The 18849-nt window shown below is 69.1% G+C and carries 18 protein-coding genes and 1 pseudogene; 10 read left to right on the top strand and 9 right to left on the bottom strand.

What is annotated here, in order from left to right:
- The first annotated feature begins 28 nt into the window (after positions 1–28).
- The 3 genes from CAL24_RS15375 to CAL24_RS15365 all read left to right on the top strand — a co-directional run bounded on the left by CAL24_RS15375 (position 29) and on the right by CAL24_RS15365 (position 3639).
- Complete coding sequence (locus CAL24_RS15375) at positions 29–1147, top strand: D-alanyl-D-alanine carboxypeptidase family protein (RefSeq protein WP_170947109.1); 1119 nt, start codon at positions 29–31, stop codon at positions 1145–1147.
- Positions 1148–1173: 26 nt separating this feature from the next.
- Positions 1174–1722, top strand: a complete 549-nt coding sequence (locus CAL24_RS15370; protein ID WP_094807127.1) for a hemerythrin domain-containing protein — start codon at positions 1174–1176, stop codon at positions 1720–1722.
- 93 nt (positions 1723–1815) lie between these two features.
- The gene (locus CAL24_RS15365; protein WP_283162973.1) at positions 1816–3639 is read left to right on the top strand and encodes a SulP family inorganic anion transporter; all 1824 of its coding nucleotides are present in this window, start codon (positions 1816–1818) and stop codon (positions 3637–3639) included.
- Positions 3640–3647: 8 nt separating this feature from the next.
- Here the strand turns inward: CAL24_RS15365 and CAL24_RS15360 are convergent, their stop codons facing one another.
- The 6 genes from CAL24_RS15360 to CAL24_RS15335 all read right to left on the bottom strand — a co-directional run bounded on the left by CAL24_RS15360 (position 3648) and on the right by CAL24_RS15335 (position 9435).
- A complete protein-coding gene (locus CAL24_RS15360) occupies positions 3648–4406 on the bottom strand; it encodes an ABC transporter ATP-binding protein (protein ID WP_094807126.1) in 759 nt (252 codons plus the stop codon).
- On the bottom strand, positions 4403–6283 hold the full coding sequence (locus tag CAL24_RS15355; protein ID WP_094807125.1) for an ABC transporter permease: 1881 nt from the start codon (positions 6281–6283) through the stop codon (positions 4403–4405). Before CAL24_RS15355 ends, CAL24_RS15360 begins: the two co-directional genes overlap by 4 nt.
- Positions 6283–7497, bottom strand: coding sequence for an ABC transporter substrate-binding protein (locus CAL24_RS15350; RefSeq protein WP_094807124.1), 1215 nt, complete (start codon positions 7495–7497; stop codon positions 6283–6285). Before CAL24_RS15350 ends, CAL24_RS15355 begins: the two co-directional genes overlap by 1 nt.
- An 87-nt stretch (positions 7498–7584) precedes the next feature.
- On the bottom strand, positions 7585–7752 hold the full coding sequence (gene rpmG, locus CAL24_RS15345) for a 50S ribosomal protein L33 (protein ID WP_003810296.1): 168 nt from the start codon (positions 7750–7752) through the stop codon (positions 7585–7587).
- A 38-nt stretch (positions 7753–7790) separates the two neighbouring features.
- On the bottom strand, positions 7791–8027 hold the full coding sequence (gene rpmB, locus CAL24_RS15340; RefSeq protein ID WP_028354123.1) for a 50S ribosomal protein L28: 237 nt from the start codon (positions 8025–8027) through the stop codon (positions 7791–7793).
- A gap of 202 nt (positions 8028–8229) precedes the next feature.
- Positions 8230–9435 (bottom strand): Bcr/CflA family multidrug efflux MFS transporter, encoded by a 1206-nt coding sequence (locus tag CAL24_RS15335; RefSeq protein ID WP_094807123.1) that lies wholly within the window; start codon positions 9433–9435, stop codon positions 8230–8232.
- Positions 9436–9573: 138 nt separating this feature from the next.
- Between CAL24_RS15335 and CAL24_RS15330 the strand changes: the two genes are divergently transcribed.
- From CAL24_RS15330 to CAL24_RS15310, 5 genes are all read left to right on the top strand, one after another.
- Positions 9574–10833 carry a class I SAM-dependent methyltransferase gene (locus tag CAL24_RS15330; protein ID WP_028354121.1) on the top strand — a complete coding sequence of 420 codons (1260 nt, stop codon included), beginning with the start codon at positions 9574–9576 and terminating at the stop codon, positions 10831–10833.
- A gap of 479 nt (positions 10834–11312) precedes the next feature.
- Entirely contained in the window at positions 11313–12314 is a 1002-nt protein-coding gene (locus tag CAL24_RS15325; RefSeq protein ID WP_028354120.1) for an ABC transporter substrate-binding protein, read from the top strand.
- A gap of 165 nt (positions 12315–12479) precedes the next feature.
- Entirely contained in the window at positions 12480–13337 is an 858-nt protein-coding gene (locus CAL24_RS15320) for an ABC transporter permease (RefSeq protein WP_028354119.1), read from the top strand.
- Entirely contained in the window at positions 13334–14569 is a 1236-nt protein-coding gene (locus CAL24_RS15315; RefSeq protein ID WP_094807122.1) for a quaternary amine ABC transporter ATP-binding protein, read from the top strand. Before CAL24_RS15320 ends, CAL24_RS15315 begins: the two co-directional genes overlap by 4 nt.
- 80 nt (positions 14570–14649) lie before the next feature.
- Positions 14650–15024, top strand: coding sequence for a tautomerase family protein (locus tag CAL24_RS15310; RefSeq protein ID WP_028354118.1), 375 nt, complete (start codon positions 14650–14652; stop codon positions 15022–15024).
- 40 nt (positions 15025–15064) lie between these two features.
- On the opposite strand, the gene CAL24_RS15305 is transcribed toward CAL24_RS15310, so the two are convergent.
- The 3 genes from CAL24_RS15305 to CAL24_RS15295 form a co-directional block, all read right to left on the bottom strand.
- On the bottom strand, positions 15065–16036 hold the full coding sequence (locus CAL24_RS15305) for a Bug family tripartite tricarboxylate transporter substrate binding protein (protein WP_094807121.1): 972 nt from the start codon (positions 16034–16036) through the stop codon (positions 15065–15067).
- An 80-nt stretch (positions 16037–16116) separates the two neighbouring features.
- Positions 16117–16587 (bottom strand): MaoC family dehydratase, encoded by a 471-nt coding sequence (locus CAL24_RS15300; protein ID WP_028354116.1) that lies wholly within the window; start codon positions 16585–16587, stop codon positions 16117–16119.
- Positions 16584–17831 carry a CaiB/BaiF CoA transferase family protein gene (locus CAL24_RS15295; RefSeq protein ID WP_028354115.1) on the bottom strand — a complete coding sequence of 416 codons (1248 nt, stop codon included), beginning with the start codon at positions 17829–17831 and terminating at the stop codon, positions 16584–16586. The genes CAL24_RS15300 and CAL24_RS15295 overlap by 4 nt, the downstream gene beginning before the upstream one ends.
- Positions 17832–17868: 37 nt before the next feature.
- Here CAL24_RS15295 and CAL24_RS24490 point away from each other — a divergent pair.
- Positions 17869–17979, top strand: a pseudogene (locus CAL24_RS24490) (hypothetical protein); the annotation flags it as partial.
- Between the two features lie 67 nt (positions 17980–18046).
- A complete protein-coding gene (locus tag CAL24_RS15290) occupies positions 18047–18832 on the top strand; it encodes a LysR family transcriptional regulator (protein WP_249278545.1) in 786 nt (261 codons plus the stop codon).
- Positions 18833–18849 lie beyond the last annotated feature (17 nt).

The following is an 18849-nucleotide window of genomic DNA, read 5'->3' as shown; positions in this document are numbered from 1 at the left end:
GAAATTCTGTGCCGGCCTGCTGGCCGCCATGGCTTGCCTGGCGGGCGCGCATGCCCAGGTGGCGGCGCCGCCGCTCACCGCCCGCGCCTGGCTGTTGCTCGATGCCACCAGCGGGCAGGAGATCGCCTCGCACAATGCCGACGCCCGGATCGAGCCGGCCTCGCTGACCAAGGTCATGACGGCGTACCTGGTGTTCGAGGCGCTGGGCCAGGGCCGCCTGGCGCCGTCGCAGCAGGTCGCCGTGTCGACGCGGGCCTGGAAAGTGGCGCCGGGCAGCTCGAAGATGTTCCTCGAGCCCGGCACGCGCGTCTCGGTGCACGACCTGCTGTACGGCTTGCTGGTGCAGTCCGGCAATGACGCCGCGATTGCGCTGGCCGAGGCGGTATCGGGTTCGGTCGAGGCGTTTGTGCTGCGCATGAATCAGAAGGCCGGCGAGATGGGCCTGCGCGGCACCCATTTCGCCAGCCCGCACGGCCTGCCCGACCCCGGCACCTATTCCACCGCGCGCGATCTCTCCATCCTGGCGGCGCGCCTGGTGCGCGATTATCCCGAGCTGTACAAGACCTACGACTCGGCGCGCACGTTCACCTACAACAACATCACGCAGTCCAACCGCAACCGCCTGCTGTGGGTCGACCCCAGCGTCGACGGGCTCAAGACCGGCCATACCGAGGCGGCGGGCTATTGCCTGATCGCCTCGGCCGAACGGCCCAGCGGGCCGGACCGCCGCCGCCTGATCTCGGTGGTGATGGGCACGGCCTCGGACAAACTGCGCACCGAGGAAAGCCGCGTCCTGCTGAACTGGGGCTTCCAGGGCTTCAAGACGGTCAGGCTGTATGCTAAGGGCGAAGCGCTGGGCACCCCCCAGGTCTGGAAGGGCGCGCGCGATTCGGTGCGCATCGGCCTGGCCAGCGACGCATACATCACCGTGCCGGTGGGCGCCAAGGTAGAGCCGGTGATCGCCAAGCGCCAGCCGCTGGTGGCGCCGCTCGCGGCGGCCGACCAGGTCGGCTCGCTGCAGGTGCTGGTCGACGGCAAGCCGGGCCGGCAGTGGCCGCTGGTCACGCTGGACGCGGTGCCCGAGGCCGGCCTGGCCGGCCGGGCCTGGGATACGCTGCGCCTGTGGTGGCAACAGCAGATGGGATGAATTAGACAACGGACAGCGAGGCGGGCATGGCAGTCGAGATTCCTGGTTTTTCGTCGCCGGCGGCCGGGCCGGACGCGCCGCTCGACCTGCTGTCGGCCTGTCATGACCGCATGGGCCGGCAGTGCGCCACCCTGCGGCGCCTGGCCGCGCATGCGGCGGCGCACGGCGCCGATGACGCCGCCCGGACCGCGGCGGCCAGCGTGCTGCGCTATTTCGACACGGCGGCGGTGCAGCATCACCGCGACGAAGAGGAAGACTTGTTCCCCGCGCTGCTGGAATCGATGGCGGGATCGGACGCGGTCTGCCTGCACGCGCTGGTCGATGGCCTGACCCAGGAGCATCGCCAGCTCGAGGCTGCCTGGCGGCGCCTGCACGGCGCGCTCGAGGACCTGGCCGCCGGCCGCGCCGCCCTGCTGCAGGCCGCCGAGGTCGAGGCGTTCTGCGCCCTCTATGCCGCTCACATCCAGCGCGAGGAAGACGAACTGCTGCCCATGGCGGCGCGCCTGCTCGATGACCGGGCGCTGGCCGACATCGGCCGCGCCATGCGCGCCCGGCGCGGCGGAGGCGCCAGCTGAGCCGGCGCGTTTGCGCGCGGGGTGACGAGGGATTACGCTAGACCCCCGCCGCCGGTTGGCGGGCATACCGACAACAAGAGGACGACGCAGCACGTGGGCAAGGCGGCACGCAGACTATTCGGGAACTGGGTCGACGAGATCGGGCCCGGCACGTTGCGCGCCGATGCCATGGCGGGCCTGCTGGGGGCCTTGCTGGTGCTGCCGCAGGGGGTGGCGTTCGCCACGCTGGCCGGATTGCCGCCCGAATTCGGGCTGTATTCGGCCATCGTGCCCTGTGTGGTGGCGGCGCTGTTCGGGTCCAGCCGCCATGTCATGTCCGGCCCCACCAACGCGAATTCGCTGGCGCTCTATGCCGTGCTGGCGCCGCTGGCGGCGGCGGGCAGCCCGGCCTATATACAGATGGCGCTGGCCGTGACGATACTGGTCGGCATCCTGCAGTGGCTGGTGGGCGTGCTGCGGCTGGGATCGCTGGCCAATTTCATTTCGCCTTCGGCGCTGTTCGGCTTCACCAGCGGGGCGGCCGTGCTGATCGCGGTCCACGCGCTGAACGACGCGCTGGGGCTGGAAATCGGCGCGCATGGCGCCGGCGCGGTGCTGGCCGGGGTGGCGCGCGGCCTGGGCGACCTGCATTGGGGCGCGCTGCTGGTGGCCGCGACGACCGTCGCCGTCTCGCTGCTGGCGCGCCGCTGGGACCGCCGCAAGCCGCACATGTTGATCGGCCTGGCGGCCGGCACCGCCATGGCGGCGGGCCTGAATGCCTGGGTCTTCGACGCCGCCGGCCGGCCCGTGTCGGTGCTGGGCGCACTGGCGCAGCCCTGGCCGCCGTTCCACGTGCCGGACATTGACTGGGCCACGCTGCCGGACCTGGTCGGCCTGGCTTTCGCGCTGTCCATCGTCGCGCTGGCGCAGTCGATTTCCATCGCCAAGGCGGTCGCTTCGCGCTCGGGGCAGATCATCGACGCGAACCGCGAATTCATCGGCCAGGGGCTGTCGAATATCGTCGGCGGGTTTTTCTCGTCGTACTTGTCGTGCGGTTCGCTGAACCGCTCCATCCCGAACTACGAGTCGGGCGCGCGCACGCCGCTGGCGGCCGTGTTCGCGGCTGTGCTGCTGGTGCTGCTGGTCATGCTCAGCGCGCCGTTGCTGGCGATGATTCCGCACGCCGCCATCGCCGGCCTGCTGCTGCTGGTGGCCTGGAACCTGCTGGAGCTGCCGCGCTGGCGCCAGGCGGCCCGCATCCAGCGCAGCGAGTTCCTGATCGCCCTGGCCACGCTGGTGGCGACGGTCACCATCCGCATGGAAATCGCCATCCTGCTGGGGACCCTGCTGTCGCTGATGGTGTACCTGCACCGCACCTCGCACCCGGCGATGCGCACGATGGGCTTCGACGCCGACGACCCCGAGCGCCATTTCGCGGTGCTGGAGATGGCGCAGCGTCCGCTGCCGGAATGTCCGCAGCTCAAGCTGCTGCGTATGGAGGGGTCGGTGTACTTCGGCGCGGTGGCCCATGTGGCGGACCAGCTGCAAGCCCTGCGGGCCCGGCCGGACGCGCCCAGGCACCTGCTGATCATGGCCAAGAGCATGAACTTCATCGACCAGGCCGGCGCGCTGCTCTGGGAGGACGAGCTGCGCAAGCGCCGCGAGATGGGCGGCGATTTGTATTTTCACCGGCCGCGGCCCGGCGTCACGCAGATGTGGCGGCGCACCGGCTTCGTCGAGCGGCTGGGCGAGGACCACATCTTTCCCGACAAGAACACGGCGATCGCGCAGATCTATGCGCGGCTGGACCCGGGCATCTGCGCCGGCTGCACGGCGCGCATCTTCCGCGAATGCGGCCCGCTCGGCACTGCCGGGCAGCCATCGCCGCGCTGCGGCAGTGCCGCGGACAGCGGCGGCGACGCCGCACGGGCGGGCTGAAGGCGCTGCTACGCCAGCGGGTCGTCCGTGCCCAGGTAGGCGGCCTTGACGCGCGCGTCGGCCGCGATGGCGGCCGGTTTGCCTTGGGCCAGCACCTGGCCGCGCACCAGCACCACGATGTGGTCGGCGTGCTGGAAGACCACATCCAGGCTGTGCTCGGTGAACAGCACGGCCAGGTCGCGCGTGTCGGCCAGTTCGCGGACCAGGCGCATCAGCGCGTGGCGCTCGCTGGCCGCCATGCCGGCGGTCGGCTCGTCCATCAGCAGCAGGCGCGGCCCGTGCGCCAGCGCCATGGCCAGTTCGACCCGCTTGATGTCGCCATAGGCCAATTCGCCGCACGGGCGCTGCGCCTGGTCGGCCATGCCGACCTGCGACAACAGTTCCAGCGCCTCGTCCCGGCCATGGCGATCGGCGCGGCGCCAGCCGTCGAACAGGCGGCGGTCGCGCGACAGCAGAGTGGTCTGGACATTTTCCAGCGCGCTCATCGACCGGAAGGTGGCCGCCGTCTGGAAGGTGCGGCCTACGCCCTGGCGCCAGATCCGCTCGGGCGGCAGGCCGACCAGTTCGCGCCCGGCCAGTTGCACCGACCCGGCATCCGGCCGCACCTGGCCGTTGACCGCATTGAAGCAGGTCGACTTGCCCGCGCCGTTGGGGCCGATGAGGGCCAGCATCTGGCCGGCGGCCAGCGCGAACGACACGTCGTCGAGCGCGCGGATGCCGCCGAAGGATTTGCGCAGGCCGCGCACTTGCAGTAGCGGCGCGTTCATGGACGGGCTCCCGCGCCGCGGGCGGCCAGGCTGGCCAGGCCGCCCGGGAACGCCATTACCAGCGCCAATACCGCCACGCCCAGCACCGCGTGCCAATATTCCGTCAACCGCGCCGCGCTGTCCTGCAGCCAGGTGTATGCGGCCGCGCCCACCAGCGGGCCGGCCAGCGCCTGCACGCCGCCCAGCAGCACCATCACCAGTCCGTCGACCGAGCGGCCCACGCCCAGCACGTCGGGCGCGATGCTGCCCTTGGAAAAGGCGTACAGCGAGCCGGCCAGGCCGGCGACCAGCGAGGCGGCGATGAAGCCGGCCCACTGGACGCGCTGCACGTTCATGCCGATGGCCTGCGCACGCAGGGTCGAGTCGCGCGCGCCGCGCAGCGCATAGCCCAGCGGCGCGAACACCAGGCGCCGCAGCCAGGCGACGCCGGCCACGCACAGCGCCAGGCTGGCGTAGTAGTAGGCGGGGCCGGTGGCCAGCCAGTCCGACGGCCACAGGCCGATCAGCCCGTTGCTGCCGCCCGTCACGCCGTCCCATTGGTAGACGAGCGCCCAGAGGATCTGCGCGCAAGCCAGCGTCAGCATGGCCAGGTAGACGCCCGACAGCCGCACGCAGAACCAGCCGAACAGCAGGGCGCCCAGCAGCGCGGCGAGGGGCCCCAGCAGCAGGGCGGCCTCCATGGGCAGCGCCGCCAGCTTCAGCAGCAGGGCGGCCCCATACGCGCCCAGCCCGAACCACGCGGCATGGCCGAACGACGTCATGCCGGCCGGTCCGATGAGGAAATGCAGGCTGGCGGCGAACAGGGCGGCGATGAGGATCTCGGTGAACAGCACCGTGAGGTAGGGCCACATTGCATCGGCCAGCGGCAGGGCGAGCAGCGCCGCCAGTAGCGCCGCATAGGCCGCGCGCACGCGCCGCGAGGCCGGCGCCACCGGCCGGGCGGCGGCGGCCGCCGCGCCGGCGGGCTCGGGCGGCTTGCCCAGCAGGCCCCACGGCCGCAGCACCAGCACGATGGCCATGACGGCGAATTCGGCGACCAGGGTCAGCTTGGACAGGTTGAAGCCCCAGGGGCCGATCTGCGTCTGGCCCGCGAATACGAAGACCGCCTTGGCCAGGCAGATGATCAGCGCGGCCAGGAAGGCGCCCGGCACCGATCCCAGCCCGCCGACCACGACCACCACGAAGGCGCTGGCGATGATTTCCAGGTCGAGCCCGAGGGTGGCGGGCGTGCGCGGCGCGGCCATGGCGCCGCCCAGCCCGGCCAGGAAGGCGCCCAGCGCGAACGCCGAGGTGAACAGCCAGGCCTGGTTGACGCCCAGCGCGGCCAGCATGGTGCGGTTCTCGGCCGCGGCGCGCAGCAGCCTGCCCCAGCGGGTGCGCATCAGCAATAGCCACAACAGGCCCAGCACCACCGGGCCCAGCGCGATCAGCAGCAAGTCGTAGGCGGGAAAGCGCCGGCCCAGGATCTCGACCGCGCCGTCCAGCCCGGGCGCGCGCGCGGCGAACAGGTCGGTCGGCCCCCAGGCCGCCAGCGCCGCGTCGCCGATGATCAGCACCAGCGCGAAGGTGGCCAGCAACTGGAACAGTTCCGGCGCCTGGTATATGCGGCGCAGCACCAGCATTTCGATGGCCGCGCCCAGCGCCCCGACCGCCAGCGCGGCCAGCGGCAGCGCCGCCCAATAGCCCAGCGCCGAGCCGCCCAGCCAGTTGGTGAGCGTCCAGGCCAGGTAGACGCCCAGCATGTAGAACGACCCGTGCGCGAAATTCACGATGCGGGTCACGCCGAAGATCAGCGACAGCCCGGCCGCCACCAGGAACAGCGCGCTGGCCTCGGCCAGGCCGTTCAGCAGCTGCAGCAGCAGTCCGGTCAGGTTCATCAGTGTGCGGGGCGCAGCTGCCGGACAGTCTGGTCGGGCGGCTGCAGGCGGCTGCCGTCGATATAGGAGAAGTCCGTCATGACGCCGCGGCCGTCCTGCACGGCGGTAGTGCCGACGTACACGCCCATGGTCGACTGGTGATCGAGCGGGCGGTAGGTGATGGGGCCGAACGGCGTGTCGACCGCCAGGCCGGAGAATGCCTCGACCAGCTTTTCCGTGTCGGCGCCGCCGGCGCGCTCGATGCCGGCCGCCAGCGACATCAGCGAGGCGTAGCCCACGATCGAGCCGACCTTGGGCGTCTCGTCGTAGCGCTTGCGATAGGCTTCGAGAAACGCCTGGTGGGCGGGGGTGTCGATCGCGTACCAGGGGTAGCCGGTGACGATCCAGCCGGCCGGGGCGTCGGCGCCCAGCGGCTCGAGGTATTCCGGTTCGCCGGTCAGGACGGACACCACCGAGCGATTTTCGAACAGGCCGCGCGTGTTGCCCTCGCGCACGAAGCGGGTCAGGTCGGCGGCGAACAACACGTTGAAGATGGCGTCCGGCCGGGCATCGGCCAGCGCCTGCACGACCGCGCCGGCATCGACCTTGCCGAGGGGCACCGCCTGCTCCGCCACGAATTCGATGTCGGGCTGGAACGAGGTCATCATGGCCTTGAAGGTGGCCACGGCGGACTGGCCGTATTCATAGTTGGGGTACACCAGCGCCCAGCGCTTCTTGCGCAGCGCCAGGGCCTTGGGCGCCAGGGCCGCCACGTGCATCCAGGTGGAGGGGCGCAGCCGGTAGGTGTAGCGGTTGCCGTCCTGCCAGGTGATCTTGTCGGTCAGCGGCTCGGCCGCCAGGAAGAACACCTTGCGCTGCTTGGCGAAGTCGGTCAGCGCCAGCCCGGTGTGCGACAGGAAGCCGCCGAACAGCAGCTCGACTTTCTCGCGGGTGAGCAGTTCCTGGGCGGCGCGCACGGAATCGCCCGGGTTGCCGTTGTCGTCGCGCCAGATCACTTGCAGCGGGCGGCCCAGCACGCCGCCCCGCGCGTTGACCTGTTCCAGCGCCAGCTGCCAGCCCTTCTTGTAGGGGTCGAGAAAGGCCGGGATCGCCTTGTAGCTGTTGATCTCGCCGATGCGGATCGGGGGCGCATCGTTCTTGGCGTGGGCCGTGGGCAGGGCGGTCAGGACTGCCGCGAACGCGGCGGCGCGCAGCAAGGTCAGGGTTCGGAGCATGGCGATGGGTGCGTGACGCGGCAATGGACGAAAAAAAACGGCCCCGCGATGCGCAGGGCCGTATAACTATACCCAAAACCAGCTGGATTACTTCAGCTTGGTTTCTTTGTAGTCGACATGCTTGCGAGCGACCGGATCGAATTTCTTGATCAGCATCTTCTCGGGCATGTTGCGCTTGTTCTTGGTGGTCGTGTAGAAGTGGCCCGTGCCGGCGGTCGACTCGAGCTTGATTTTTTCGCGGATACCTTTGGCCATGTCGTGCTCCTGGGAGGCCTATGGGGGCGAGCCTGGGATCAGGCCACTTCGCCGCGGGCGCGCAGATCGGCCAGCACGGCGTCGATGCCGTTCTTGTCGATGATGCGGATGGCCTTGGCGGAAACACGCAGGCGGACCCAGCGGTTTTCGCTTTCGACCCAGAACCGGCGCGATTGCAGGTTGGGCAGGAAGCGACGCTTGGTCTTGTTGTTAGCGTGCGAAACGTTGTTGCCCGTCATCGGGCCTTTGCCAGTTACTTGGCATACGCGTGCCATGGTTTTACCTCTAAGTATTCTGGCCGCGCATGGGGAAGGAAAGACAGGTGGTTGGGCTGGGCCCAGTGCTTATACCCGCTTGCCGCCGCCCTATACACGGGTGGAGGATGAAAAGTGGCTGCCACAAAGCATAGTGGTAGCTCAGGGATTCACGAAAACTTCATGTGAAGCTCGCCATTCTAATACGAAAATGCCAGGAAAATCAAGCAGTCCGGGCGCCCGCGCCGCGTGCGATGTATCCGGACAGCCACGACAGGCAGGCGCAGCAGGCCAGTACCGTGGCCAGGGGCAGGGGGCCGGTGGCCTGCCAGACGCTGACCACCAGTCCGGCCACGGCGCCGCATGACAGTTGCAGGGTGCCCAGCAGGGCCGAGGCGGCGCCCAGGCGCCGGCCCTGTTCGGCCAGCGCCAGCGCGGCTGAATTGGGGTTGACGAAGCCTTGGCTGAACATGTAGCCGACCAGGCACGCCATCAGCAGCGGCAGCGACATCTGCCCCGCCAGCGTCAGGGCCAGGGCCGCCAGGCTGGCCGCGGCCAGCGCATTCAGGGCGCGCCGCTGCAGCTGCAGCGGGGTATGGCGGCGCAGCAGCCGGGCGCTGATCTGCGAGCCGATGATCAGGCCGGCGGCGTTGGCGCCGAACAACAGCCCGTAATGCTGGGGATCGACCCCGTACAGCTCGATGAAAAGCCGCGGCGAGCTGATGATGTAGGCGAACATGCCGGCCTGGCCCAGCCCGCCGGCCAGGCTGTGGGCCATGAAGCCCCGGTGGCGCACCAGCGCCGCGTAATTGCCGGCGATGGAGCGCGCATTCAGCGGCTGCATCCGCTCCGGCGCCAGGGACTCCTTCATGATCAGCGCGGTGGCGCCCAGCATGGCCAGGGCGCCCGCGGCCATCAGCCAGAACAGGCTGCGCCAGCCCATGAAGGCCAGCAACTGGCCGCCGACCAGCGGCGCCAGGATGGGGGCGAGGCCCATGATCAGCATGAGCAGCGACATGGCGCGGGCCGCGTCCTGCGTTTCATAGTGGTCGCGGATGACCGCGCGCGGGATCACCACGCCCGCCGCGCCGCCCAGCGCCTGCAGCACCCGGCAGATGGTCAGCATCTCGATGTTGGCGGACAGCGCGCAGCCCAGCGAGGCCGCCACGTACAGCGCCAGCCCGGTCAGCATCGGCAGCTTGCGCCCGTAGCGATCGGCCACCGGCCCGTAGACGACCTGCGCCATGGCCAGGCCGACCAGGTAGGCGGCCAGCGTGCGCTCGACGTCGCCGCGCGGCACGCGCAGGCCGTCGGCGATGGCCGGGAAGGCCGGCAGGTACATGTCGATGGAAAAGGGACCGATGGCGGTCAGCACGCCCATGAGGATGAGCCAGCCGGGCAGGGTGCGGGACAGGGATTGAGGTAGCATCGATCTGGGGGATGGTCCGTGCTCCCGGTTGCCATGCAATCGGGGGCAAGCCGACGACTGTATCACGGGTTGCCTGGCTTACAGCTTGCAACCGTTTTCCGATAAAGTTGCCGGGTTCTTTCATGACGGGGAGAAGCTGTGAATCCTTTGCTGTCTGCTGTAGAACGCAAATTGCAGGGCCTGCCGGTCACCGTGCAGATGCAACTGCCCGACGGCGCCGTGATCGGCGCCGCCGATCCTCAAGTCCGCTTCGTGGCGCGCGACAAGGCCGCCCTGGCCCACCTGGCCGAAGGCGCCGTCGGCGTCCTGGGCCAGGACTACGTCGAGGGCCGCATCGACATCCAGGGCAATATGCGCGACGTCATGGCGGCCGCCTCGGCGCTGCTGCCGGGCTCGCCGGTCGATGCCGCCCGGGGCGGCTGGCTGACCGAGCTGGTGCGCAAGGTCATTTCGGTGTGGCGCCACTCGGTCGAGCGCGACGCCCGGCAGATCGAGTTCCATTACGACCTGTCCGACGACTTCTATGCCTTGTGGCTGGACCCGCGCCGGGTCTATTCCTGCGCGTACTACCGTACGCCGGACATGAATCTGGCGCAGGCGCAGGAAGCCAAGCTGGACCACATCTGCCGCAAGCTGCGCCTGCACGAGGGCGAGCGCTTCCTGGACGTGGGCGCCGGCTGGGGCGGGCTGCTGCTGTGGGCCGCCGAGCACTACGGCGTGGACGCCACGGGCATCACGCTGTCGCGCAACCAGCATGCGTACGTCAACAAGCTCATCCAGGAGAAAGGCCTGGCCGGGCGCGTGCGCATGGAGCTGCTGGACTACCGCAAGCTGGACGAGTCGCAACCCTACGACAAGCTCGCGTCGGTGGGCATGTTCGAGCACGTGGGCCGCGCCCAGCTGCCCGGGTATTTCGCCAAGCTGCGCCGGCTGGTCAAGCCGGGCGGCCTCATCATGAACCACGGCATCACCGCGGCCGGCCTCTATAACGCCGAGCTGGGCAGCGGCATGGGCGAGTTCATCGAAAAGTACATTTTCCCCGGCGGCGAACTGACCCACATTAGCAGCGTGCTGGAGGCCATGACCAACGGCGGTCTCGAGGCCGTGGATGTCGAGAACTTGCGCCCGCACTATGCCCGGACCCTGTGGGCCTGGAGCGACGCGCTGGAAGCGCGCCTGGAAGAGGCGACGCAAGTGCTGCAGGGCGAGCAGGGCGCGCGCTCGTTGCGCGCGTACCGGCTGTACCTGGCCGGCTGCGCCATGGCCTTCCAGCACGGCTGGATCGCCCTGCACCAGGTGCTGGCCACTTCGCCGGCAACCGGGCGGCCCGACGAGCTCGACAACCCGGCGGACCTGGCCTACCCGTGGCGGCGCACCTATATGTATGAGGATCGCTGATAGCTAATCGCCGCGGGGGCGGCGCCGGGCGCTGAGGGCGCCTGGCGCCGCTGCCGGCAGGGCGTGGAAGTGGTCTGTTAGCAACAAAAAGAAACTAAATTATTCAAGCGAATGCTGCGGCGCAGCATCAGCAATACCGGGGGCTGCGGGCCCGTTACCTGGGGCTTTCCCTAGCCGTTTTTTGGCTGTTTGTATCAAAACGATTCTGTACCGCGGTTGGTCGCTGGAACAAAATCGGCTAAGATGCTGCCTTCTTCATTTAGTTTCTTTCAATTTACTGGCAGTCCGTGTCGGCCCATTGCGGCGTGTCCCGGACCTGCTGTCTGATGAGGCCGTTCGCCACCCCGGCGCCGCGCCTCGCTGCTAGTGTCGGTTTGTATTGACGGTCTGCCCGTCTTCCGCACAACCCCCTTAGCTCCACGGCATACCGCAGCCCTCCGGCATGCGTTGTGTCCCTGAACCTATGGAGGCAAAAGCCAATGCGTTTCACCCCTGTCAAGACCCTGGCCGCCGCGGCGGTGGTTTTCGCGTTTACCGGCGCCGCCCATGCGGCTGACGCGCCGCAGTGCGAACTGGACCGCCCGGTCAAGTTCGGCGGCATGAACTGGGAATCCAACCTGGTGCTGGTCGACATCGAGCGTTTCATCATGGAAAAGGGCTACGGTTGCAAGACCGAGACCCTGCCCACGGAAACCCTGCCCGCCCTGGCTGCCCTGGAGCGCGGCGACCTGGACATCAACACCGAGATCTGGCTGAACAGTGTGGCCGACCCCTGGGACAAGGCCCAGAAGACCGGCAAGGTCAAGCGCATCGGCGACGTCTACATGGGCGGCGAGGCCTGGTTCATTCCCAAGTACACCGCCGAGCGCCTGCCCGAACTGAAGTCGGCGGCCGACCTGCCGAAGTTCAAGGATGAGTTCCAGGATCCGGAAGAGCCCTCCAAGGGCCGTTTCTACGGCTGCCCGGCGGGGTGGGGCTGCGAAGTCACCAGCACCAATCTGTTCCACGCCCTGAAGCTCGACGACACCTACACCCTGTATTCGCCCGGCACCGGCGCCGCGCAGAAGGCGGCCCTGATGTCGGCCTACAAGCGCAAGCAGAACGTGGTGTTCTACTACTGGTATCCGACGCCGCTGGTGGGCGCGCTGGACCTGGTCAAGCTCGAGCTGCCCCCGTATGACGCCGAGAAGCACAAGTGCCTGACCGCGCCCAAGTGCGCCAACCCGCAGCCCAGCGCCTACCCCGAGAACCCGGTGTTCACCGCCGTCAATACCGAGTTTTCGCAGAAGGCGCCGAAGCTGACCGAGTTCCTGTCCAAGGTTTCCATCCCGCTGCCCGAGGTTGACCAGACCCTGGCGCACATGGAAGAGTCCGGCGATGATTCCGCCGCCGTTGCCCAATGGTTCCTGAAGAACAAGTCCGATGTCTGGACCAAATGGGTGCCCGCCGAGGTCGCGACGCGCGTCCAGGCCGCGCTGTAATCCGGCCCTGGCGTCGCGCCGCCCCGCGCGGTGCGGCGCCGCCTTGCCCGGCCCTGTCCCCGCGCGCGGCCGCCGCGCCGCGCCGGGAACGCGTGCCGAGGGCCATGCGGCTGGCCGTTCGCGCCCGGCCGCATCACCCTGCGGCACGCCCGTATGGAGTTGCCTATGTTTCCTGAAATCATCCCGCCGCGCGCCGTGCGCGGCGCCATCGACACTTTCGTCGATCACCTGGTCACGCGCTATGCCGACACGCTCGAGGCAATGTCGCGGCCCTTCCTGGACGTGCTGGTCTGGCTCGAGCACCTGCTGCGCAGCACGCCCTGGTGGGTGGTGGTGCTGGCCACCATCGCCATCGCCTGGGGCGTGAGCCGCCGTATCGGCCTGAGCGTCGCCATGGGCGCGCTGTTGTGCGTCATTGGCCTGCTGGGCCTGTGGGACGCCGGCATGCAGACCCTGGCGCTGATGATCATGGCCGCCGGCCTGTCGGTCATCATCGGCATTCCGGTGGGCGTGCTGATGGCGCGCGCCAACTGGCTGCGCTCGATCATGCTGCCGGTGCTGGACGTCATGCAGACCATGCCGAGCTTCGTCTACCTGATCCCGGTGGTGATGCTGTTCGGCCTGGGCAAGATCCCGGCCATCATTGCCACGGTCATCTATGCGGTGCCGCCGCTGATCCGCCTGACCGACCTGGGCATCCGCCTGGTCGACCGCGAGGTGCTGGAAGCCTCGCGCGCGTTCGGCGCCACGCCGCGCCAGCAGTTGTTCGGCGTGCAGCTGCCGCTGGCCCTGCCGAACATCATGGCCGGCATCAACCAGACCACGATGATGGCGCTGTCGATGGTGGTCATCGCCTCGATGATCGGCGCGCGCGGGCTGGGCTATGAAGTGTTGCTGGGCATCAACCGCCTGGAAGTGGGGCGCGGCCTGTTGGCCGGCCTGGGCATCGTGGTGCTGGCGGTGCTGTTCGATCGCATCACGCAGTCCTACGGGCAGCGTGTACGCAAAGGAGGCCATCGATGAGCAAGATCGAAGTCAAGAACATCTACAAGATTTTCGGTCCGCACCCCGGCAAGTGGCTGCAGGCCGCCCAGGACGGCATGAGCAAGGAAGACTTGCTGGCCAGGAGCGGCCACACGCTGGGTCTGCGCGACATCAGCCTCTCCATCGAGGAGGGCAGCATCTACGTCATCATGGGCTTGTCCGGCTCGGGCAAGTCGACGCTGATCCGGCATTTCAACCGGCTGATCGAGCCCAGCGCCGGCCACATCCTGGTCGATGGCGTGGACGTCGTCAGCCTCGGCAAGCGCGAACTGGAGACCTTCCGCCAGAAGAAGATGAGCATGGTGTTCCAGCGCTTCGGCCTGTTCCCGCACCGCACGGTGCTGGAGAACGCGGCCTACGGCCTGACCGTGCAGGGCATGCCCAAGGCCGAACGCGAGCAGCGCGCGCGCCACTGGCTCGACCAGGTGGGGCTGAACGGTTTCGAGGCGCAGTATCCGCACCAGCTGTCCGGCGGCATGCAACAGCGCGTGGGGCTGGCGCGGGCGCTGGCGACCGATGCCGAGATCCTGCTGATGGACGAGGCGTTCTCGGCGCTGGATCCGCTGATCCGCCGCGAGATGCAGGATCACCTGCTGCAGTTGCAGGCGCGCCTGAACAAGACCATCGTGTTCATTACCCACGACCTCGACGAGGCCCTGCGGCTGGGCAACCGGATCGCCATCCTGAAGGACGGCGAGCTGGTGCAGGAGGGCACGCCCGAGGACATTCTGCTGAACCCGGCCAACGACTATGTGCAGGCCTTCTTGCAGGACGTCAACCGCACCAAGGTGCTCAACGCCGCCCATGCCGTCAACCCGCCGCGCCTGACGCTGACCATGCGGTCGCGGCCGGCGCATGCGCTGGACCGCATGCGGGCGCTCAACTTCGAGTATGCCCCGGTGCTCGACGGCAAGCGGCTGGCCGGCGTGCTGACGGCCGAGGTGGCGCAGCGCGCGGTCGAGTCCGGCGCGCGCGACGTGTCCGCATTCGTCGAGGACCTGGCCTCGGTGCCGGCCACCGCCGGACTGGACGAGGTGCTGGCACGCCTGGTGCACAGCGACCAGCCGGTGGCCGTGACCGGCGAGGACGACGAGTTCATCGGCATGTTGTCGCGCAAGAAGGTCGTGGACCTGGTCACGCCCGCATCCGTGGAGCCCGCGCCGGCCGACCCGGCGCCCGCCCCGTCCCAGCAGGCCGAGTCCCCGCATTGAGCGGGGCGGGGAGGGCGGCCCGCCGCGGCTTTCGCTATGATGAGCGCTTCTCCCACGGCTCATTACAGCGGAACCCTCCCATGCCTATCCTGAATGTCCAGATCATGCAGGGCCACTCGGCCCAGCAGAAGTCCGAACTGCTGACCCGCGTGTCGCAGGCTGTCGTCGACAGCCTGGCGGCGCCGCTGGCCAGCGTGCGCATCGTGCTGCAGGAAGTGCCCCCCGAGCACGTCATCGTGGCCGGCGAGCTCGGCAAGGACATGGCCTTGCTGCGCGTCATGCTGATCGAGGGCCGCACGGAGGAAAAAAAGGCCGCCATGCTGGCGGCCGTGAGCCGGGCCGTGCACGACAGCATCGGCATTTCGGAAGAGGACGTGCGCATCATCATCACCGACGTGCCCAAGACCGACATGGGCGTGGCCGGCGGCATCAGTGCCAAGGCCGCGGGGCGCTGAGTCCCGCGCCCGCCGGGCCTCCTTTTAGCGTGGACAGGCCCTAGTCCAGCCGGACATCGGCCGCCTGCACGACTTCGTGCCAGCGGTCGATCTCGGCCCGGATATATTCGCCGTACTCGGCGGGCGACGATCCCAGCGGCTGCGCGCCCTGCGCGGCCAATTGCTTGAGCACCGGCGGCGCCTGCAGCGCCTTGCGGATCTGCGCGTTGAGCGCGTCCACCACGGCCTGCGGCGTGCCCGCCGGCACCACCATGCCTTGCCAGGCGCCCATTTCGAAATCGGGCACCACGGTTTCGCCCAGCGTCGGCGTGTCGGGCAGCTGGGGGCTGCGCGCCTTGCTGCTGACCGCCAGCGCCTTCAGTTTGCCTTCGCGCACGAATCCCAGGGAATCGTTCAGCGTGTTGGTCATGAACTGCACCTGGCCGCCGACCAGGTCCGTCATCGCCGGCGCGCTGCCACGGTACGGCACATGCACCGCCTGTATGCCGACCGAACGCAGGAACAGCAGGGCGCCCAGGTGGGTCACGTTGCCGGCGCCCGCCGAGCCGTAGGACAGCTTGCCCGGATTGGCGCGGGCATAGTCGACGAACTCCCGCACGTCATTGACGGGCACCGACGGGTGCGTGAGCAGCACCAGCGGGATCACCGCGGTCGAGGACACCGCGGTGAAATCCTTGACCGGATCGAAAGGCAGGTTGCGGTACAAGTTCGGACTGAGGGCGATCGACGAGGTGTTGTACAGCACGGTGTAGCCGTCCGGCTTGGCGGCCGCGGCATATTGCATGCCGATGTTGCCATTGGCGCCGCCCTTGTTCTCGACGACGAAGGTCTGGCCGGTCTGGTCGGCCAGTTGCTTGGCCAGTACGCGCGCCACCAGGTCGGTGGGCCCGCCGGGCGGGAAGGGCACCACCATGGTGACCGGGCGCTCGGGCCAGGCGGCCCGCGCCGGGGCCGGCCCCGCCAGGACGAGGATGGCCAGGGCGGCCGCGGCGGTCTGGGTGAGGGTTCTCATCGTGCTTGTCTCCTTGTGCTTGTTTTGTAGGGACGGCGCCGCACGCCGCCCGGGGACGCGGCCGTCCGGCCGCGCGACACTCAGGCCGGCCTGCCGGCCAGCATGCGCGTGGCGGTGTAGGCCATCACGGCTTGGTCGTGCTGGTTGCGCACTTCGATTGCCGAACTGACCACGGCGCGGTTGTGCTGCGAGGTGGGCCGGATGCCGGTGACTTCGATTTCGGCCCAGACGGTGTCGCCGGCCACGACCGGCGCAAGCATTTTCTTGTGCACCTCCAGCAGCGCCAGCCCGGTGCCCTGCACCATGCCCTGCATGATCAGGCCTTCGATCAGCCCGTACGTGAGCGCGCCCGGCGCCGGCCGGCCGCGGATCGCGCCATGCTCGTAGGTGGCGTCGATGAAGATCGTCTCCAGCATGCCAGTGACGCTGATGAAGTTGACGATGTCGGTTTCGGTGACGGTCCGGCGGAACGTGCGGAAGCGCTGGCCGACCTGCAGGTCTTGCCAGTAGTAGCCGTGCCCCAGCAGCGGAGCCGGGCGGGAATCGGTCATGGCGTGTCCTCCTGTGTGGAAAGGGATGGGGCGGCCGGCTCGCGCGCCGCGCCGCTGGCCAGCAGCGCTTCGACCCGCTCGGGCTCGAGCCCGGCCTGGCGCAGCACCTGGCGCGTGTGTTCGCCCAGGCGCGGCGGCATGGCTGGCGCGACCTGCGAGCGCTGCAGCCGCACCGGATTGCGGGCGAAGCGATAGCGCTTGCCCGCCGCGCTCTGCAGCGGCACGAAGAAGTCCACGCTGCGCAGGTGCGGGTCGTGTTCCAGGTCCTCCAGCCGGTTGACCGGCGCGGCGGGAATCTCCAGGCGCTGGCACAGCGCCAGCCAGTGCGCCGTGTCGCGGCCGGCGACGATGCCGCCCACCAGTTCATAGAGCGTCTCGATATGGCGGGTGCGCGCCGAGATGTCGGCGAAGCGGGCGTCGCCGGCCAGGTCCGCATGGCCGGTCTCGGTGAAGAAGCGCCGCCAGTGGGCGTCGGTGTACGGCATCATGCACAGATGGCCGTCGGCGGTCTGGTAGGGGCGCCGCCAGGGCGCCAGCACGCGCGGGTAGCCGGCCGCGCCGGGCGTATCCTGCAGGTGCCGGCCGTACAGATGTTCCACCAGCAGGTAGGACGCCATCGACTCGAACATCGGCACTTCCAGGCGCTGGCCCAGGCCGGTGCGTTCGCGCTGGAACAGCGCCGCCAGGATCGCATGCGCGGCGACCAGCCCGCAGGTCTTGTCGGCCGCGATGGTGGGCAGGTAGCGCGGCGTGCCGCCTTGCCGCTGGGTGATGTCGGCCACGCCGGACAGCCCCTGCACGATGTCGTCGTAGGCGGGCAGGCCCGCGTAGGCGCCGCCCTCGCCGAAACCATAGAGGCCCGCGTAGACCAGGCGCGGGTTGCGCGCGCACAGGGTGTCGGGGTCCAGGCCCAGCCGCGCCATCTTGGCCGGCCGCATGCTGTGCATCAGCACGTCGGCGCCGTCCACCAGGGCCAGCAGGGCCTCGCGCGCGGCGGCCTGTTTCAGGTCCAGCACCACGCTGCGCTTGTTGCGGTTGATGCCGAGGAAAATCGCCGCCAGCCCGTCTTCCTGCTGCGGTCCGGTGCGGCGGGTGGAGTCGCCCTCGGGGGACTCGATCTTGATCACGTCGGCGCCATAGTCGGCCAGGATCTGCGAGGCGTAGGGGCCGAACACGACCGAGGTCAGGTCCAGCACGCGCACGCCGGCCAGGGCGCTGCGTTCGGGGTCGGAGGGAAGCGTCATGGGCGCATCCTAACCAGGCAGTGCATAAGCGTCTAATATGGTGTTTGTATTGCGTGATATCGAATTCGTTATGGCCATGGACCTCCGTCAACTACGCCAATTCGTCACCATCGCCGAACTCGGCAGCTACCGTCGCGCCGCCGAAGTCCTGCATATCGCCCAGCCGGCCCTGTCGGTGTCGATCCAGAAGCTCGAGCACGGCGTGGGGGGCGCAGTTGCTGGAGCGCGGCGCCAAGGGCGTGTCGCTGACGCCGGCCGGCGCGGCCCTGATGGCCGATGCGCGGCGCGCCCTGTTCCATGCCGACCAGGCGCGGCAGTCGGCGCGGCGCGTGGCGCTGGGCGAACAAGGCCGCCTGCGGCTGGGCTTCGTGGGCTCGGCCACCTACATGTTGCTGCCGCGCTGCCTGCCGGTATTCCGGCGCCGCTATCCGGACGTCGAGCTCGAACTGCGCGAGGACAGCACGGTGCGGCTGGCCGGCATGCTGCGCGCCAACGAGATCGACGCCGGCCTGGTGCGCGGCCCGCTGGCCGAAGACCCGTCCTTGTCGAGCTGGGTGGTCGAGCGCGACAGCCTGATCCTGGCGCTGCCGGCCGCCCATCCGCTGGCGAGCGGCCCGGTGGTGCTGCAGGACGTGCGGTCGGAGCCCTTCGTGATGTATTCGCCGGCCAAGGTGCCGGGCCTGCACGGCGTGGCGCAGGCCTTGTGCCGCAAGGCGGGGTTCTCGCCGCGCATCAGCCAGGAAGCCATCCAGGTGCAGACCCTGGTCAGCCTGGTGGCGAGCGGGCTGGGCGTGGCGCTGGTGCCGGGCGTGACGCGCGCCTATTCCACGCCGCACGTGGCGTTCGTCGACCTGGTCGATGCCGAGGCGCAGGGCGCGCTGGCCCTGTCGCTGGTGGCGCATCGCGATACGTCGTGCGTGCCGGTGCTGAAGCTGCGCGACGTGATGCTGGCCACCCAGGCGATACCGAATCGCTATGGCGAGCTAATGAATCAGTATTAGACGGGTCCGCCGCCGGT

Source organism: Bordetella genomosp. 2 (assembly GCF_002261345.1).
In the GTDB taxonomy this organism is placed as follows: Bacteria; Pseudomonadota; Gammaproteobacteria; order Burkholderiales; family Burkholderiaceae_B; genus Bordetella_A.
Note: the sequence above shows the minus strand (reverse complement) of the source record. Positions and strands in the feature narration are given on the sequence as shown.

Excerpts from the sequence above, each read along its gene's own strand:
- CAL24_RS15375 (WP_170947109.1), top strand. The coding sequence starts at position 29 with ATGGCTTGCCTGGCGGGCGCGCATGCCCAGGTGGCGGCGCCGCCGCTC.
- CAL24_RS15300 (WP_028354116.1), bottom strand. The coding sequence starts at position 16,587 with ATGACCGATTCCCGCCCGGCTCCGCTGCTGGGGCACGGCTACTACTGG.
- CAL24_RS15350 (WP_094807124.1), bottom strand. The coding sequence starts at position 7,497 with ATGCTCCGAACCCTGACCTTGCTGCGCGCCGCCGCGTTCGCGGCAGTC.
- CAL24_RS15355 (WP_094807125.1), bottom strand. The coding sequence starts at position 6,283 with ATGAACCTGACCGGACTGCTGCTGCAGCTGCTGAACGGCCTGGCCGAG.
- CAL24_RS15295 (WP_028354115.1), bottom strand. The coding sequence starts at position 17,831 with ATGACGCTTCCCTCCGACCCCGAACGCAGCGCCCTGGCCGGCGTGCGC.
- CAL24_RS15360 (WP_094807126.1), bottom strand. The coding sequence starts at position 4,406 with ATGAACGCGCCGCTACTGCAAGTGCGCGGCCTGCGCAAATCCTTCGGC.
- CAL24_RS15370 (WP_094807127.1), top strand. The coding sequence starts at position 1,174 with ATGGCAGTCGAGATTCCTGGTTTTTCGTCGCCGGCGGCCGGGCCGGAC.
- CAL24_RS15305 (WP_094807121.1), bottom strand. The coding sequence starts at position 16,036 with ATGAGAACCCTCACCCAGACCGCCGCGGCCGCCCTGGCCATCCTCGTC.
- CAL24_RS15325 (WP_028354120.1), top strand. The coding sequence starts at position 11,313 with ATGCGTTTCACCCCTGTCAAGACCCTGGCCGCCGCGGCGGTGGTTTTC.
- CAL24_RS15335 (WP_094807123.1), bottom strand. The coding sequence starts at position 9,435 with ATGCTACCTCAATCCCTGTCCCGCACCCTGCCCGGCTGGCTCATCCTC.
- rpmG (WP_003810296.1), bottom strand. The coding sequence starts at position 7,752 with ATGGCCAAAGGTATCCGCGAAAAAATCAAGCTCGAGTCGACCGCCGGC.
- CAL24_RS15310 (WP_028354118.1), top strand. The coding sequence starts at position 14,650 with ATGCCTATCCTGAATGTCCAGATCATGCAGGGCCACTCGGCCCAGCAG.
- rpmB (WP_028354123.1), bottom strand. The coding sequence starts at position 8,027 with ATGGCACGCGTATGCCAAGTAACTGGCAAAGGCCCGATGACGGGCAAC.
- CAL24_RS15315 (WP_094807122.1), top strand. The coding sequence starts at position 13,334 with ATGAGCAAGATCGAAGTCAAGAACATCTACAAGATTTTCGGTCCGCAC.
- CAL24_RS15320 (WP_028354119.1), top strand. The coding sequence starts at position 12,480 with ATGTTTCCTGAAATCATCCCGCCGCGCGCCGTGCGCGGCGCCATCGAC.